Raw genomic sequence first — 14,885 nt, 5'->3', positions numbered from 1 at the left:
GGTGCTTTTTATGAAACGAGGAACAACACTCTTTTTAAAGATAGCTGTTATTCTTATTGGAATTCCAGTTCTTGCTTTGTGCATATTTTTGGTGCCTGAGATAGCGAAGTTTGCAGCAGAATTGTATCCGGATATGACTTATATCAAATATCTCGTATTAATCGATTTGTATGCATCGGCGATACCTTTTTACTTTGCTCTATATCAAGCTTTTAAACTTTTAAGCTATATTGACAAGAACAAAGCTTTCTCGGAATTATCTGTAAGAGCTTTAACAAAAATAAAATACTGTGCAATCACAATCAGTATCTTGTATGTGGTAGGCATGCCGCTCTTTTATCTCATAGCGGAGCTGGACGACGCCCCAGGTATCATATTAATCGGATTGGTCATAATTTTTGCTTCAATGGTCATTGCAGTCTTTGCTGCTGTTCTTCAAAGGCTTTTACAAGAAGCCATCGATATAAAATCAGAGAATGACTTAATAGTCTGAGGTGAATAACATGGCAATTATAATCAATATTGATGTGATGCTGGCTAAAAGGAAAATGAGTGTTACAGAACTTTCTGAGAGGGTTGGAATAACGATGGCTAACCTTTCTATATTGAAAAACGGCAAGGCAAAAGCGATTCGATTATCAACTTTAGAGGCGATTTGTAAGGCTTTAGAATGTCAGCCCGGAGATATTTTAGAATACCGAAATGATGAAGACACCCAGAATTAATAAAGTGGGAATATTTAAGATTGAAAAGAAAAGAAAGATTTCATAAAAGGGGAGTTACTCATGAATTTAACCATTAAAAAAATGGAGGCACAAATCATGAGAGCACTAAAACAACTCGTTCGTTTTGGTTGGGAGCAGGTCCTATCATGTTTATTTCCTGCCGTTATTTTTGCCTCTTTGGCTTTTACAAAATTCATGCCGCTTCCCTTCCTGCCAAGGTATGACTGGCTGCTCATCATCTGCCTTCTGATGCAGTGGTGGATGGTGCGTTCTGGGCTTGAAACACGGGATGAACTAAAGGTTATCACATTGTTTCACCTTATTGGTCTTGCTCTTGAACTTTTCAAGGTACATATGGGCTCCTGGTCTTATCCAGAGGAAGGGTTTTTCAAAATTTTTGGAGTGCCTTTGTATAGCGGATTCATGTACGCAAGTGTAGCGAGTTATCTTTGCCAGGCGTGGAGAAGGTTAGAGGTTGAACTGGTTAAGTGGCCACCGTTTTTGGTAGTTGTTCCTCTTGCAGCTGCGATTTATTTGAATTTTTTCACCCACCATTATTGGATTGATGTTCGTTGGTTGTTGTCTGGACTTGTCATTATCGTCTTTTGGCGATCATGGGTCATATACGAGGTTGCTGGAACTCGTTATCGTATGCCAATCGCACTTTCTTTTGTGCTCATCGGATTTTTTATATGGATAGCCGAAAATATCGCAACGTTCTTTGGAGCTTGGGAATATCCAAACCAAACCGATGCATGGAGTCTCGTTCATCTAGGAAAGGTAAGTTCATGGCTCTTATTAGTGATTGTTAGCTTTCTTATAGTAGCGACGTTAAAGCAGGTTAAAGGGAAAAATTCCACTAGGATAGATACTAGTCAATTTTTATAACTGGTAAGAACCCTCTTTTAAAAAAGTCGGATCCTTAGCATAGTAAGGAATTCGACTTTTTTTAGGCTGAAGTTCTCCTAGCGTACAAAATTCTGAATAAGATAAATTGGAAAAAGCAACTTTCGAATTGTTTCTTTTTTCTTTATAAATAGCTTTTGATAATACTGCCGGAATGCATTTATTAGGGGTTCTTGTGAAAATATTCAATTAAACTATAGGGTGCTTTACTTGAATAAGGGAGGTTGCTGCGGCAGCCTTTTTTGTATGAAAACACTTTAGTGAAAGGCCATACTTAAATAAGCCCACCATATTCTAATTTTTTTGAAGGACGTAAATGTACTATGTCGTTATTTTAACTGGTTATGCAGTTTTTTGTTCTGATGGATCGATTGTATAGCCTTTCTTTTTTAGGTATTCGATCATTTTTAATTCTTTGTTCATTTGTTTTTCTTCAAGGTAATTTGAGCCTAGTTCATGATAGGGTTCTCCGGTTTTTAAGATGTTGTAAGCAATCGTCAATAGTAAATGAGCAGAAGCAATTCGTCCCTTCATTTTCCCCTGTCGTTTGGTAATCCTTTTTCGATGTGAAGCAATTCGATTATTTTGCCTTGAGGTTGCCAGTACACACTCTACGGCCATCGTTTTTAATGCTTTGTTTCCTTCTGTGGTTTTACTTGTTTTTTTTTACCAGCACTTTCATAATTTCCGGGACTCACGCCAGCCCATGAGGCAAGATGTTTAGCCGACTTAAATACGGTCATATTAACGCCCATCTCTGCGATAAAAGTTGCTGCGGCTGCTTTGTTCACACCAGGTATACCATCCAATAATTCTACTTCCTTACGATATGGGGACAGGAGTTGATCGATTTGTTTTTCCAATTCTTCTATGGCTTCTTCTAAATAACCCATATGTCCCCAATGGTAACGCAACATATCACGATGATGACGGCGAATACGACCATTAATTGCACTGGAAATGTCCGTAATACTAGCTTTTGTTCGCCTATCCACCATTTTTCGAAGACCATCGGTCTCTATTTTTTCACCGTTTAGAATCGCTTCAAGGATACGGCGTCCCGATACACCAAAAATGTCTGATAGAACGGATGTTAGCTTGATATTAGCATCTTGAAGAATTTTATGAATGCGATTCTGCTCTGAGGTGCGATGATGAATCAATTTTTTTCGATAACGAGTAAGATCTCGTAAATCACGAATATCCTCCGGTGGAACAAAATTGCTTTCAATAAGTCCGCATCTTAGAAGCTTGGCAAGCCATTCGGCATCTTTCACATCAGTTTTACGCCCTGGAACATTTTTGACATGTCTGGCATTGGCAAGAACAAGGTGAAAAGAATCTTCGAGTATATTCCATATTGGTTTCCAGTAGACTCCAGTACTTTCCATTACAACATCGGATACCTGAAGGGTAGTTAACCAATCACTTAAAGCCAAGAGTCCTGTTGTTGTAGTTGAAAAAGTTTCAATAGAGGTATTTGGCTTTTTATCTAATGGACCAAATAATACACAGGCTACTACTGTTTCTTGGTGTACATCTAGGCCAGCACACCGTTCAATCATTGCTTCCATAGGAGAATCACCTCAATAAAAGATTAACAATACATATGACAGGAGATTTGTTACAAAAATTTTTGTATACGTACTTGTAGTACACTAAATGGTTCTTCAATACTGTCACAACCAGTTTCTTATACAGGGTATCTTCCTTAAGATCCACCAAAAAAGATTCAGCCTGGTTGTATTGTTATCATCCATTATTGTCAAGGGTTTAATGGGTTAGACTTTATCTTGGGTAAAGAGCAGGTTTTCGTGGTAGATGGTGGCGGCGAGAATCGCCGCCATAGAAGTTTCTTATGGAACTAGAGAGGTAGTTTAGTTGAAGAAGCTTAATGTAAACGCACAGTTAATGACGTTTGCTTTCACAATATGACTGTATGGATATGTGCAGTACAGTCTCTCGGTTTAAACGTACTGCGAAGCAACTAGATGTACTATTTCAGCTAAAATTTCTCTTGATTATAAATATCTATAAAGTAAAATATTGGTAAAGTCGGTCGTCGGCAGGTATAATAAAATTATCTTAAAGGAAAGGGGTTGTGCCTTATGAGTCAACGAATCTCCTACAATGATGTTGCACCCGATGGTATGAAAATTATGATGGATATGGAGAAGTACACTAAAAACTCTTCTATTAATCGAACTACTAGAGAGTTGATCAAAATTAGAGCTTCTCAAATTAACGGTTGTGCCTTCTGCATCAATATGCATACATCCGATGCTCGTAAGATGGGTGAAACTGAACAAAGAATTTATTGTTTAAATACCTGGGAAGAATGCGATTTTTATTCACCTGAAGAAAAAGTTGCTTTGGAACTTACTGAGCATATTACCTTGATACCAACAAAACGAGTTCCTGATGACTTATACAAGCGTGTCCGAGGACATTATGATGAGAAACAATATGTTGATCTAGTTCTTATTATTAATCAAATAAACAGTTGGAATAGAATCTCTATTGCAATGGGCAATACTGCAACTAAGAGTTAATTTTCTTAACGAACATCCTATGGTGTTCGTTTTTTCATTTATTTTGTTGCACAATTTGTGTCAACTCTACAATAGGTCTTATAGAACTAACGGGTGCTTTACTTCAATAAGTGAGGTTGCTGCGGCAACCTTTTTCATACGGAACTAAAGGGGCAGGTTAGTACATTAAGAATTCACACTTATTTTGGAAATCATTGTTATAATAAAGTGAATAATTTCGTTAGTACAGTTCCTGGTCAAGGTGGAGTATAGATATGAAATCTAAAAAGACAGTAGTGATTATTGCTTTCGGTATAATATGTATAGCTATCTTTATAAATCTATTAAAGAAGGATTTATGGGATGTAAACGAAGAGTTATTAAAAGAAGAAGTATTATCAATTGGACATTCCCTTGAAACAATAAATTTATTAGATGTAACACCGTTTGACTGGGATGTAGTATATTCCTTTAAACCATATACCCCGAAAGATGATATATATGAAACGGTAGGTTATAAATGGGATACTATTAGCGAAACTGTAAGTGAAGGAATGAATCAAGTTGTATTTTTGAAAGATGGAAAAGTGGTCTGCTATTTATATGGTTATCCTGGTAATAATGGATATGGTATATCTTTTGAATCTGAGAATTATAAAGATGCTGGTTATATGCTTAATATTAAGGATGATTTAAATTTTCAAGTAGAAAGAAGCGACAGTGTCGTAAATTTGAGAAACTAAGCAAGGATATGATTACTTCAACTAACAGGTGCTTTTTCAACAATGAAGGTTGCTGCGGCAACCTTTTTCGTGCGCCCGGCATGGGTGCAATCTATAGGGTGAAAGTCCCGAACCATGAAGGCAGTAGTAGTGGTTAGCTTAATGCAAGGGTGTCCACGGTGACGTGGAATCTGAAGGAAGCAAGCGGCAAACCTCCGGTCTGAGGAACACGAACTTCATATAAGGCTAGGTATCATTGGATGAGTTTGCGAAACAAAACAAAGTCCTTACTGCCGAAGGTGGTACAGAGTAAATGAAGCAGATAGATGGAGGGAAAGATTGCACTCTTACCCGGGGAGGTCTGATGACAGCCAAGTACACTTGGTAACCTGTCCAGTGATGGACAGCTGAATCATCAGAAGTCAGCAGAGGTCATAGTACTTGTCTACTCGAGAAGATAAGGAAGGACCGAACAGATTAAGGAGGATGAATACTAGGCGTTCGTTATCTGCGAAGAAGCAAACAATTCCTAACGGAACTTATTTGAAGGAAGAAGTGGTGAATACACGGGGAACTTCAAAAGGGCGGAGCAGATAAAGGCACAAATAGACCATCTCGTCCACGCAGGGAAAGGATATCAACGATGTTAATGGAACAGATACTAGAGAGGGAAAACTTAATACAGGCATTGAAGCGTGTAGAAAGAAATAAGGGAAGCCATGGTGTAGATGGAATGCCGGTTCAAAACCTGAGACCGCACCTCGCAACCGAATGGTACAACATGAAAACTGCCCTTTTACAGGGTACCTATCAACCGCAGCCCGTCCGTCGTATCGAAATCCCGAAACCAAACGGCGGAGTTCGGCTATTGGGTATTCCAACCGTTCTAGACCGTTTCATTCAACAAGCCATTGCCCAAATATTGACTAAGATATATGACTCAACCTTTTCGGAGAATAGCTATGGATTTCGCCCTAACAAACAAGGGCACCAGGCGGTTCGAAAGGCAAAGTCCTATATAACCGAAGGTTATACATGGGTAGTGGATATGGACTTGGAGAAGTTCTTCGATAAAGTGAATCATGACAAGCTCATGGGAATGTTAGAGAGGAAAATTGAAGATAAAAGAGTTCTCAAACTGATTCGTAAATTCCTTCAAGCAGGCATTATGATAGGCGGACTTTTTCATAAAAGTGAGGAGGGAACTCCGCAAGGAGGTCCGTTAAGTCCTTTATTATCTAATATCATGTTAGACGATTTAGATAAAGAACTAGAGAAACGCAATCTTCGATTCGTAAGGTATGCGGATGACAGTACTATCTTTGTGAAGACACGAAAAGCCGCCAAACGTGCAATGGGAAATATCTCAAGCTTCATTGAAAATAAACTGAAGCTAAAGGTCAACTACGAGAAGTCGAAGTATGATCGCCCTTGGAACAGAACGTTTCTCGGTTTTAGTTTCACGAAGTCAAAGAAGAACCCGAAGGTTCTACTGGCTAAACAAACGGTGAAGAGAGTAAAGAAACGAATCAGGGAAATGACCTCGAGAAAATTACCGATACCCATGAAACTCCGAATAAATAAGTTAAAGCAATACCTTAGAGGTTGGATGGGGTATTTCGCCCTCATTGATACTCCGAACGTATTGAAGAATTTAGATTCATGGATTCGAAGAAGACTCAGGATGTGCCTATGGAAGCAATGGAAATTGCCAAGAACGAGGGTGAAGAAACTCAAAGGATTAGGCGTCCCATTTGGAAAAGCATATGAATGGGGAAATAGCAGAAAGGGTTATTGGCGCATAGCGCATAGTCCTATTCTAGACAAAACCCTTAATAATGTTTATTGGCTCCATCATGGGTTAGTAAATCTATATGAACGATATACAAAACTACGTCAGACTTAAACTGAACCGCCGTATACCGAACGGTATGTACGGTGGTGTGAGAGGTCGGAGGCTAGGCGCCTCCTCCTACTCGATTTATGCAACTAACGGGGCAGGTTAGTGGGAGAAGGTTTGGGAACAATATCCTAAAAAGGATACGTTAATGTGATTACTTTTAATAGATAAGATAAGGGGTTTTTTTAGATGGATATTCTCGATATAAAAAAAATAGTTAAGGACCTACCAGAACAGGAAGTAAAGTTATATCTGCAAATTATTCTTTTAAAGATTGGATTGTTGGAGGATAAGGAAAATTCTTTGGTTGAGTTTACAAATGATCTTAAAGAAATTTATAACAAAATTCTTAATCCAAAAGACAAAAACCAAAATACATTTGATAAAGGTAATTACCAAAAAGTTCATATACAATTTGGATATCCATATTTAAGACAAACATTAAAAGAATTAAATTTACTTGAAGAAGATTTTATAATTACTTTCGACGACAATATTGCTATTGCTCCAATAGGTAATTTGGATACAGAAAAAGGACAAACAGATAGATTTAATTGGTTAAAAAACAACTTACCAGATGAATATGAAATTGAAGATTATCGAGAGAGTTTTCCGAGAGTAATTTCTCAATTATTATCAATTCCTGTAAATGTACCTATTTACATATGGGTATCAGAAAATGCAAATGAACAAACAGGTCTTCTATTTACAATGTACTTGTTAAGGGAAAGGAAGAACAATATCTTTATCATTGATACTGCAACATTTTATAGAGAATTGTTTGAAAAAAAGGCTAAAAAATATGTATCATTTTTTTCTGGGGGACTAATTTTAAAAGACTTACAAACGATTTATAAATATAGTCAAGAGAATCAAAAAAATACATCTGACACAGAGCGTAAACATTTTGAAACAAAATGGTTAGATCTATCAAAAAATCCTGGTACGTTAAGAATATGGGAAAACGGAGAAATAAAGATTGTTTCGGAAGACTATTACGATTATTTTATAATAGAAAAAGCCAAGAAGCTGATTGGGAAGAAAAAGGGATTTATTATGTGTGCAAGATTAGTCGGTGAAGTGTATGGACATATTTTTCAATATATCGGCGACGGCTATTTGGAATATAGGGTTAGAAAATTAATTGAAAAGGGAATTTTTGAATATGAAGGAAGCCTAGAGGCAATGCGTTGTTATGGTATTAAATTTAGGTAATTATTTTATTGAAAGACACAAAGAAACTTCTCTATTTTTTAATAATTCTTCTTTAACTTTTGTAAAAATGTTTGTGAAAGATTGTACTTAAACTAACGGGTGCAAGAGTTGAAGATCTGGCTGCTAAAAAAGTAGCCTTTTCTTATTGAGCTAACGGAGCAGGTTAGCGGAAGAAGGTTGGAGAAAATGATTATTAATTTATCTAAATAGGGTGGGACATAACATTATGGATATGAAGTCTAAAAATAAAAAATTAACAATACTGAGTTTAGTAGTAATTTTATCTGTGTACTTTATATATTATTTTATTGGTTATTTATTTAACACTGACATCTTAAATGCTATAACTCCCCGTAGAAATGGATTTTCAATCAGTTTTATTGGGATTTTTGTATTATTAGGTACATCACTTTTAGTTATATATGTTATCGGTAAATATATAGACAAAAGAAAGAAATAAGTAGTCGTTCTTCAACTAACGGGTGCTTTACTTCAATAAGGGAGGTTGCTGCAGCAACCTTTTTGTTATGCAACTAAAGGGGCAGTTTAGTTCAACAAGGAAATGTTAAAATAGCAATGAGTGATTTTATGGGGCTATTGTTGGTTGTATATCAATCGAAGAAAATAACAGACTTAAACCATAAGGAGATAAAGATGAGATTATTGGATCAATTAAAGAAGAACTCAAATTATTCGATTCGTTTTGAATTGGGACTTATCCAATTAAAGGGTAAGGAATATTTCGATGAAATGCATCATCGAGCAACGACTATACTCAATTCTATATTCGATAAAAATGATGACATTTTGATCGTTGTTTGTATTAGTAACCCTATTGATTACAAAAAAATTGATAGTCCTAATATAAAGCGTTTTATTAAAAACAAAAAGCTGATCTACGATTTGAAATGTAAAACTATAGCTTTTGAATTTGATGAAGAAGATACAGAAATGGAAACAAAACAATACAGTTTAAAAGTTAAGAAACATGATATTCGTTTAGGCTATCTTATTCAATCAATAGGCTTTAAAGAATTTGGAATGAAACCAAGGGTTAACGGATCTTTTTATTTATTAAATTTGACGAAAGAGACGTTGTTTCATATGTATGATGATCGAGGATGTGATGTTTATGGTTTAGAAAAAGAAAAGTTACTGCCTTTATACTATAAATTCAGAAAGTGGATTTTAGACTATGACCGTATCCGATTTGACCGTATGTTTGAACAAGGCCTGTTCAATATTTATGAATCACCAGAAGATATGGAAAAAAGACTTGAATTAAACGAAAAGAAGGTGAAGGAAACAGGAATTAATCTATATCAAGTTAACACATGCTACATCACCCATGAATTCGAAATTCCGAAAGAATTTGCAGAAGAATGTTTAAGTGAGATGACACAAACAGGTTTTGAAATTAATTTTGAACAGAAGCTTAGTGACTCCATTATTCTTAGGGCAACCAAAAAGGAAGCTCTAGCACTTGTGGATTACCAAACGGAACTTATGTCTCTATATTCAAGAAAATATAAAGGGAAGTATAACGGGTGGTCAGCAATTAAAGCTTTTTGAAACAGAGAGTGAACAAGGGTCAATAGCCAATATATGAATGCTACGTCGTTCCTTTTCTTGTTGAACTCCCTCAGTATGATAGCTATATCTCTCGAATGCTCACTTATTCGCAGGATTTCATAACCCTTGAAAATACATTAACGGTTAAAAGCAATGAGCTCAGATCATTTTGGTTTCATGGAGGCATAGTTAAATAAAGGAGTAATAGGAAACTCCATATTCTACCATATAATGCACATAATCTCCACGCCGCCCCTGGAGGCTTTCCCTCCCATGTCTCAACGGGTCATCGAAAAATATGCCCTCTCATTCCTTCGTCATGCCTATCCAAGGGGTGGAGGCCAGTTATGCTAACCTAATGGGTCGGTGCCCTTTTGTTCAAGAAATCTGGTACTCCGTGCATCTTTGAGATCCTACGAATAAGAAAACATTCGACAAAAGATAAGCTGAAAATAAAGTATTAATTATTTTCAAGTGAGGTTCCCTTCGAGAACCTGTAAAGCATGATTTATTCAATAAAAACTAGGCTGTTAGAGCTGAAAAAGGTTGTAATTTTTCTGGGGAATAAGATTCATTTCGTTTGGCTATGCCTACAAATACTCGAGCCAGTTTACCAACCAATTTCATAATTGATTTCATTTTCTTTATTTTTTTCACCTTAACATTATTAGCGTGCAACGCTTTAAACTCAGGGTTATTCATGACAAGGCACATCGTCGCTAGGTATAAGAAACGCCGCAGTCTGGATCTCCCACGTTTAGAAATGACAATCTGACCTTTCCATTTACCAGAGCTCGCCTCGGAAAGATGTAACCCTGCATGACGAAGGAGAGAATTACCATGGGCGAATCCACTTAAATCTCCAGCTTCCCCTAAAATTCCAGCTAAAGAGATTTCACTGATCCCTTTAATAGCCAACAGTTTCTTTGCGAAAGGAATTTGTTGAAGCACGTTAGTGACTTCTTGTTCCACTCTTTCGAGTTGCGTTGTAGCTAGATCATACTCTTCCAGTAGTTGTTCTAAATGTAGCTTGTAAGCATCATGTGCTTGGTGGGATCCGATAGAGCGTTTAGCTAAATCTATAAGTTGATAAGCTTTTTTCAACCCAGGCTGACGCTTCATTACCGATTTCCATTTGGCTACAATATCTTGAGGTTGCATCGATCGTAACTCGATTGGTGTCGGAAACAAACGTAGAGTTGCGATTGCCCCTTTTCCTTTCACATCTTTAAACACTTGTCGTAGCTCAGGAAAGACAACATCTACCCATCGATTTAATTGATTAATAGAACTAACGAGACGTTTTACGATTACGTCACGGTTGGACATAAGAACTCGAAGTTTTTCGAAAGACTCTGAAGCCACATGAACAAAAGAATAGTATCCATTCTTGACCATATCCGCAATCACGAGAGCGTCTTTTTTATCACTTTTGGACTGAGTGTTATCTCGATTTTCTTTATTTCTTTTTACAAGGTGAGGATTGACTGTTACGACATCAACCTTTTCGTTAGATAACCATTTCGATAGATTAATCCAGTAATGACCTGTAGGTTCCATACCGACAATAGTTGTGTCTAATCTGTTTTTACCTTTTAGTTTATTAATCCATTCTAGAAATCTGTTAAAGCCTTCTTCGTTATTTTCAAAAGTAAGAGGATCACCTACCACGATTCCTCGATAATTTACAGCTCGAGCAACGTGAAATTGTTGGGCGATATCCACGCCAACAACGAGATGTCGATCAGAAATTCGTTCAATGAGTTGATTTTGTTTGTCCTGCATTTTAAAATTCATATTAGGGTTCCTCCTAAGGTTTTGAGTTAGAGTGATGTCTTACTCATATCTTACTGAGGAGCCCTATTTTTTTCAAAGTTAATAATTAACGCTCTACAGGAATGCTAACGGGGCAGAAAAGTTCAAGAAAGATAACAAAAAATATTAGTGAATATGTTTGGCGTGAAAGGAAAAGTAATGGATAAGGTAAAACTTTATTTAAAATATCGAAAGAAATCATATCTTTTAAATACTGCACTTTTTATTGCAGGTTTCATTGTTGTTATCTTTATATTTGGACCTCCGAAGTATTATGTTGTCCCCATTTTATCAATGATAACGGCTTATGGTTTTTTAGAGTTTGTAGAATATAAACGTTGGAAAAAAGAAAATTATTGAGTTTAGCATCCTCAACTAACGGGTGCTTTACTTCAATAAGGAAGGTTGCTGAGGCAGCCTTTTCTTATGGCACTAACGGGGCAGGTTAACATAATAAGAATATATCAATAAACGGTAGATAAACTTGGAAAGCAGGTGTTTCCAATGGAGAATGTTAAATGGATAAATGGAAGTTATAAAGAAGATAATCGTATTTTTGATTCAGAAATTCAAGCCGAAGAATGGGTGGATGCCTTATATCCAGATTTTGTTCCGTATTTATTTAATAAGATTAATGTTGGATATGCTACACCTGACGAGAAGGTATTCAAATACTTAGTAAATTACTTACCAGAATGGGCTCGTTATAATAATGTGAATGTTAGTATCTATACAGAGAAAATAACTAAAGATGGTCAAGTTATTTTTAAAATTTGGACACAGTAGAAGATATGAACAATGCAAGATTGTGAAAAAATGTACTTAAACTAACGGGTGCGTTAGCATTCCTGTAGATCGTTAAACATCAGGTTTGAAAAAAATAGAGCCCCTCAGTAAGATACGAGTATAGAGTCCAATCTAACTCAAAGTCTTAAGGAGGAAGCCCTACTATGAATTTTAAAATGCAAAACAAACAAAATCAACTAATTGAAAGAATTACGGATCAACATCTAGTTGTTGGTGTGGATATCGCCCAACACGTACACGTGGCCCGTGCTGTAAACTATCGGGGCATTGTGATCGGGAAACCTTTGTCTTTTGAAAATAACGAAGAGGGTTTTACTAGATTACTAAACTGGATCAAGGAACTAAAACACATGAAAAACCTAGACACCACGATAGTCGGAATGGAACCTACCGGTCATTATTGGATGAACCTTTCAAAGTGGCTAGTCAAACAAAACATTGATGTCGTTACGGTCAATCCTCACCATGTCAAAAGAAACAAAGAAAATCGTGATAATACGCAATCCAAAAGTGATAAAAAAGATGCCCTTGTCATCGCTGATATGGTGAAGAATGGCTATTATGCCTTCGTTCGTTCCACTTCAGAATCATTTGAAAAACTTCGTGTCCTTATGGCTAACCGAGATGTGATCGTTAAGCGTCTTGTTAGCTCCATCAACCAAATTAATCGCTGGGTGGATGTTGTCTTTCCCGAGCTCCGGCAAGTGTTTAAAGACGTATCATGTAAAGGGGCAATCGCAACCCTACGCCTCTTTCCTACCCCAGCTGAATTAAGTTCCTTACAGCCTCAAGATATCGTAACCGGGTGGAAATCATGTATGAAGCGACATTCCGGGCATAAAAAAGCCCGTTCCCTGCTTACATTGGCCAAGCGTTCAATTGGTACGAAACAAGCCCTTGATGCATATAAACTTCACTTGGAACAGTTATTAGAGGAATATGATCTCGCTTCATCCCAACTCGAAAGAGTGACGCAAGAAGTCACAAACGTCTTGGAACAGATTCCATTCGTTAAGCAAATACTTGCCATTAAAGGAATCAGCGGAATTTCACTGGCGGGCATCTTAGGAGAAGCTGGAGATCTGAGTGGGTTCGCTCACGGGAATGCGCTCCTTCGTCATGCAGGATTGCATCTCGCTGAGGCAAGCTCTGGGAAGTGGAAAGGCCAAATTGTTCTTTCCAAACGTGGAAGATCACGCCTGCGGCGTTACCTCTTCCTTGCGACCATGAGTCTGGTGATGAATAACCCTGAGTTTAAAGCCCTACACTCGAACAATGTTAAGGTGAAGAAGATTAAGAAAATGAAATCCATCATGAAACTATGTGGAAAACTCGCCCGTGTCCTAGTAGGGATTGCTCGTAATGGCTCTGCCTATAAACCGGAAATGATCTTCCCTCTTGAACAACTAGCAGCGTAAATTTACATTCACATTGTTATTTAACGAAAGTTGGCTTATTCGTAGGATTTCAAAGAAAGCACGAAGTACTGGATGTAATGAACAAAAGGGCAATGACCCGTTCCGTTAGCAAAACCAGCCTCCACCCCTTGGATAGGCATGACGAAGGAATGAAAGGGCATATGATTATGACCCGTTGAGACATGGGAGGGAAAGCCTCCAGGGGCAGCGTGGAAAATGCGTGCAGCATATGTAATAATATGGGATTCTCAATAGATCCCCTATTTCAATCTGCCCTCATCTTATCAAAACGTTCCTATCTCTTTCGTTCATCTAAAGCAACCTATACCATGTGGTTTGAAATCCTGCGAATAAGCGAGTATTCGTGAGCATTATCTATTAAACTGAGGGAGTTCATTAAGATATGAGATCCTTGAAGATTCTAAGCGTAGGAAATTCGGGGCTTTATTTTTCATAGAATGTATTATTATAGTTTTTCGCGCTTTGTCGTCTGGACCATAATTAGAGTCCTCAAAATAGCTGTCATTCCCAGAAATAGGAATCAAATTTGAAGAAGCCGACCAATAAAGGTCAGCTTTTTTCATACTATTTTTAACAACAGGCGCCATATCCGTAACCGCCGCCGTAACCACCGCCGTAGCCACCAACAAAGCTAGCTCCAACAATGATTAAGAGTATAAACAAGACGACTATAAAGGCGAAACCTCCACCAAATCCAAAACCGTCGTCACACCTTGATTCACAACCTGACATAAGACATCTCCTTAATTGTTTTTAAGGAGGAAATTAATTAAATGGGTTATATACCTTATGCTCTAATTAGGAAAATGACACAATAGTCTCCATCTCTGTTCATAGGATAAAAAAAATTCTCCGAAATGGGTGGTATAGCATTGTTGCTACCGTTCGTAAAAGTAGATTTTTACGAACGGTTCTTTTTTTTATAAAATAAACTCATTTTCACGTTCAATTAAAGTTGAAAAACACTTTATGAACGTTCGTGATTTTACATACACTTTTACGAACGCTTTTGGTAGAATAATAGGAAAGTAAGTAGAAAAAGGAGTAAAAAGATGGAAGTTCGTAAATTCGGATACATAAGAGTTAGTAGCAAAGATCAAAATGAAGGACGTCAACTTCAGGCCATGAAAGAAAAAGGATTAGATGAACGAGATATCTTTATGGATAAACAAAGTGGGGAAAACTGAAATTCGATAAATAAATGGAACTATTTGCATTCCTCTTTCCATGGAAATTGTCACACAAATTATGTA

At 37.1% G+C, this 14,885-nt stretch carries 14 protein-coding genes and 2 pseudogenes; 12 read left to right on the top strand and 4 right to left on the bottom strand.

Going from position 1 to position 14,885, the window contains the following annotated elements:
- Positions 1–10 precede the first annotated feature (10 nt).
- The 3 genes from NST21_RS17540 to NST21_RS17530 all read left to right on the top strand — a co-directional run bounded on the left by NST21_RS17540 (position 11) and on the right by NST21_RS17530 (position 1,613).
- Complete coding sequence (locus NST21_RS17540; RefSeq protein WP_252434241.1) at positions 11–493, top strand: DUF2975 domain-containing protein; 483 nt, start codon at positions 11–13, stop codon at positions 491–493.
- 10 nt (positions 494–503) lie between these two features.
- Entirely contained in the window at positions 504–725 is a 222-nt protein-coding gene (locus NST21_RS17535) for a helix-turn-helix domain-containing protein (protein WP_056524788.1), read from the top strand.
- A gap of 96 nt (positions 726–821) precedes the next feature.
- Positions 822–1,613, top strand: a complete 792-nt coding sequence (locus NST21_RS17530) for a DUF817 domain-containing protein (protein ID WP_340892582.1) — start codon at positions 822–824, stop codon at positions 1,611–1,613.
- A 360-nt stretch (positions 1,614–1,973) separates the two neighbouring features.
- Here the strand turns inward: NST21_RS17530 and NST21_RS17525 are convergent, their stop codons facing one another.
- Positions 1,974–2,252, bottom strand: a complete 279-nt coding sequence (locus NST21_RS17525) for a hypothetical protein (RefSeq protein ID WP_340888220.1) — start codon at positions 2,250–2,252, stop codon at positions 1,974–1,976.
- 5 nt (positions 2,253–2,257) lie between these two features.
- On the bottom strand, positions 2,258–3,205 hold the full coding sequence (locus tag NST21_RS17520; RefSeq protein WP_340888221.1) for an IS110 family transposase: 948 nt from the start codon (positions 3,203–3,205) through the stop codon (positions 2,258–2,260).
- Between the two features lie 534 nt (positions 3,206–3,739).
- On the opposite strand from NST21_RS17520, the gene NST21_RS17515 reads away from it, so the two are divergent.
- From NST21_RS17515 to NST21_RS17495, 5 genes are all read left to right on the top strand, one after another.
- Complete coding sequence (locus tag NST21_RS17515) at positions 3,740–4,183, top strand: carboxymuconolactone decarboxylase family protein (protein WP_056524782.1); 444 nt, start codon at positions 3,740–3,742, stop codon at positions 4,181–4,183.
- A 254-nt stretch (positions 4,184–4,437) separates the two neighbouring features.
- Entirely contained in the window at positions 4,438–4,905 is a 468-nt protein-coding gene (locus NST21_RS17510) for a hypothetical protein (RefSeq protein ID WP_340890436.1), read from the top strand.
- 622 nt (positions 4,906–5,527) lie between these two features.
- Positions 5,528–6,790, top strand: coding sequence for a group II intron reverse transcriptase/maturase (gene ltrA / locus NST21_RS17505; protein WP_053344638.1), 1,263 nt, complete (start codon positions 5,528–5,530; stop codon positions 6,788–6,790).
- A gap of 183 nt (positions 6,791–6,973) precedes the next feature.
- The gene (locus tag NST21_RS17500; protein WP_340890435.1) at positions 6,974–7,999 is read left to right on the top strand and encodes a DUF1835 domain-containing protein; all 1,026 of its coding nucleotides are present in this window, start codon (positions 6,974–6,976) and stop codon (positions 7,997–7,999) included.
- Positions 8,000–8,653: 654 nt separating this feature from the next.
- Positions 8,654–9,571, top strand: a complete 918-nt coding sequence (locus tag NST21_RS17495; RefSeq protein WP_340890434.1) for a DUF3885 domain-containing protein — start codon at positions 8,654–8,656, stop codon at positions 9,569–9,571.
- A gap of 522 nt (positions 9,572–10,093) precedes the next feature.
- Here the strand turns inward: NST21_RS17495 and NST21_RS17490 are convergent.
- On the bottom strand, positions 10,094–11,368 hold the full coding sequence (locus NST21_RS17490) for an IS110 family transposase (protein ID WP_340890433.1): 1,275 nt from the start codon (positions 11,366–11,368) through the stop codon (positions 10,094–10,096).
- A 177-nt stretch (positions 11,369–11,545) separates the two neighbouring features.
- On the opposite strand from NST21_RS17490, the gene NST21_RS17485 reads away from it, so the two are divergent.
- The 3 genes from NST21_RS17485 to NST21_RS17475 all read left to right on the top strand — a co-directional run bounded on the left by NST21_RS17485 (position 11,546) and on the right by NST21_RS17475 (position 13,611).
- Positions 11,546–11,746, top strand: coding sequence for a hypothetical protein (locus NST21_RS17485; RefSeq protein WP_340890432.1), 201 nt, complete (start codon positions 11,546–11,548; stop codon positions 11,744–11,746).
- 144 nt (positions 11,747–11,890) lie between these two features.
- Positions 11,891–12,172, top strand: coding sequence for a hypothetical protein (locus tag NST21_RS17480; RefSeq protein ID WP_340890431.1), 282 nt, complete (start codon positions 11,891–11,893; stop codon positions 12,170–12,172).
- A gap of 164 nt (positions 12,173–12,336) precedes the next feature.
- The gene (locus NST21_RS17475; RefSeq protein WP_340890412.1) at positions 12,337–13,611 is read left to right on the top strand and encodes an IS110 family transposase; all 1,275 of its coding nucleotides are present in this window, start codon (positions 12,337–12,339) and stop codon (positions 13,609–13,611) included.
- Positions 13,612–14,247: 636 nt separating this feature from the next.
- Here the strand turns inward: NST21_RS17475 and NST21_RS17470 are convergent.
- A pseudogene (locus NST21_RS17470) lies at positions 14,248–14,364 on the bottom strand (YjcZ family sporulation protein); the annotation flags it as partial.
- A gap of 320 nt (positions 14,365–14,684) precedes the next feature.
- On the opposite strand from NST21_RS17470, the pseudogene NST21_RS17465 reads away from it, so the two are divergent.
- Positions 14,685–14,816 (top strand): annotated as a pseudogene (locus NST21_RS17465) (recombinase family protein); the annotation flags it as partial.
- Between the last annotated feature and the right edge of the window lie 69 nt (positions 14,817–14,885).

Source organism: Peribacillus sp. FSL K6-1552, from assembly GCF_038005205.1.
In the GTDB taxonomy this organism is placed as follows: Bacteria; Bacillota; Bacilli; order Bacillales; family DSM-1321; genus Peribacillus; species Peribacillus butanolivorans.
Note: the sequence above shows the minus strand (reverse complement) of the source record. Positions and strands in the feature narration are given on the sequence as shown.

Excerpts from the sequence above, each read along its gene's own strand:
- NST21_RS17540 (WP_252434241.1), top strand. The coding sequence starts at position 11 with ATGAAACGAGGAACAACACTCTTTTTAAAGATAGCTGTTATTCTTATT.
- NST21_RS17535 (WP_056524788.1), top strand. The coding sequence starts at position 504 with ATGGCAATTATAATCAATATTGATGTGATGCTGGCTAAAAGGAAAATG.
- NST21_RS17530 (WP_340892582.1), top strand. The coding sequence starts at position 822 with ATGAGAGCACTAAAACAACTCGTTCGTTTTGGTTGGGAGCAGGTCCTA.
- NST21_RS17525 (WP_340888220.1), bottom strand. The coding sequence starts at position 2,252 with ATGGCCGTAGAGTGTGTACTGGCAACCTCAAGGCAAAATAATCGAATT.
- NST21_RS17520 (WP_340888221.1), bottom strand. The coding sequence starts at position 3,205 with ATGGAAGCAATGATTGAACGGTGTGCTGGCCTAGATGTACACCAAGAA.
- NST21_RS17515 (WP_056524782.1), top strand. The coding sequence starts at position 3,740 with ATGAGTCAACGAATCTCCTACAATGATGTTGCACCCGATGGTATGAAA.
- NST21_RS17510 (WP_340890436.1), top strand. The coding sequence starts at position 4,438 with ATGAAATCTAAAAAGACAGTAGTGATTATTGCTTTCGGTATAATATGT.
- ltrA (WP_053344638.1), top strand. The coding sequence starts at position 5,528 with ATGTTAATGGAACAGATACTAGAGAGGGAAAACTTAATACAGGCATTG.
- NST21_RS17500 (WP_340890435.1), top strand. The coding sequence starts at position 6,974 with ATGGATATTCTCGATATAAAAAAAATAGTTAAGGACCTACCAGAACAG.
- NST21_RS17495 (WP_340890434.1), top strand. The coding sequence starts at position 8,654 with ATGAGATTATTGGATCAATTAAAGAAGAACTCAAATTATTCGATTCGT.
- NST21_RS17490 (WP_340890433.1), bottom strand. The coding sequence starts at position 11,368 with ATGAATTTTAAAATGCAGGACAAACAAAATCAACTCATTGAACGAATT.
- NST21_RS17485 (WP_340890432.1), top strand. The coding sequence starts at position 11,546 with ATGGATAAGGTAAAACTTTATTTAAAATATCGAAAGAAATCATATCTT.
- NST21_RS17480 (WP_340890431.1), top strand. The coding sequence starts at position 11,891 with ATGGAGAATGTTAAATGGATAAATGGAAGTTATAAAGAAGATAATCGT.
- NST21_RS17475 (WP_340890412.1), top strand. The coding sequence starts at position 12,337 with ATGAATTTTAAAATGCAAAACAAACAAAATCAACTAATTGAAAGAATT.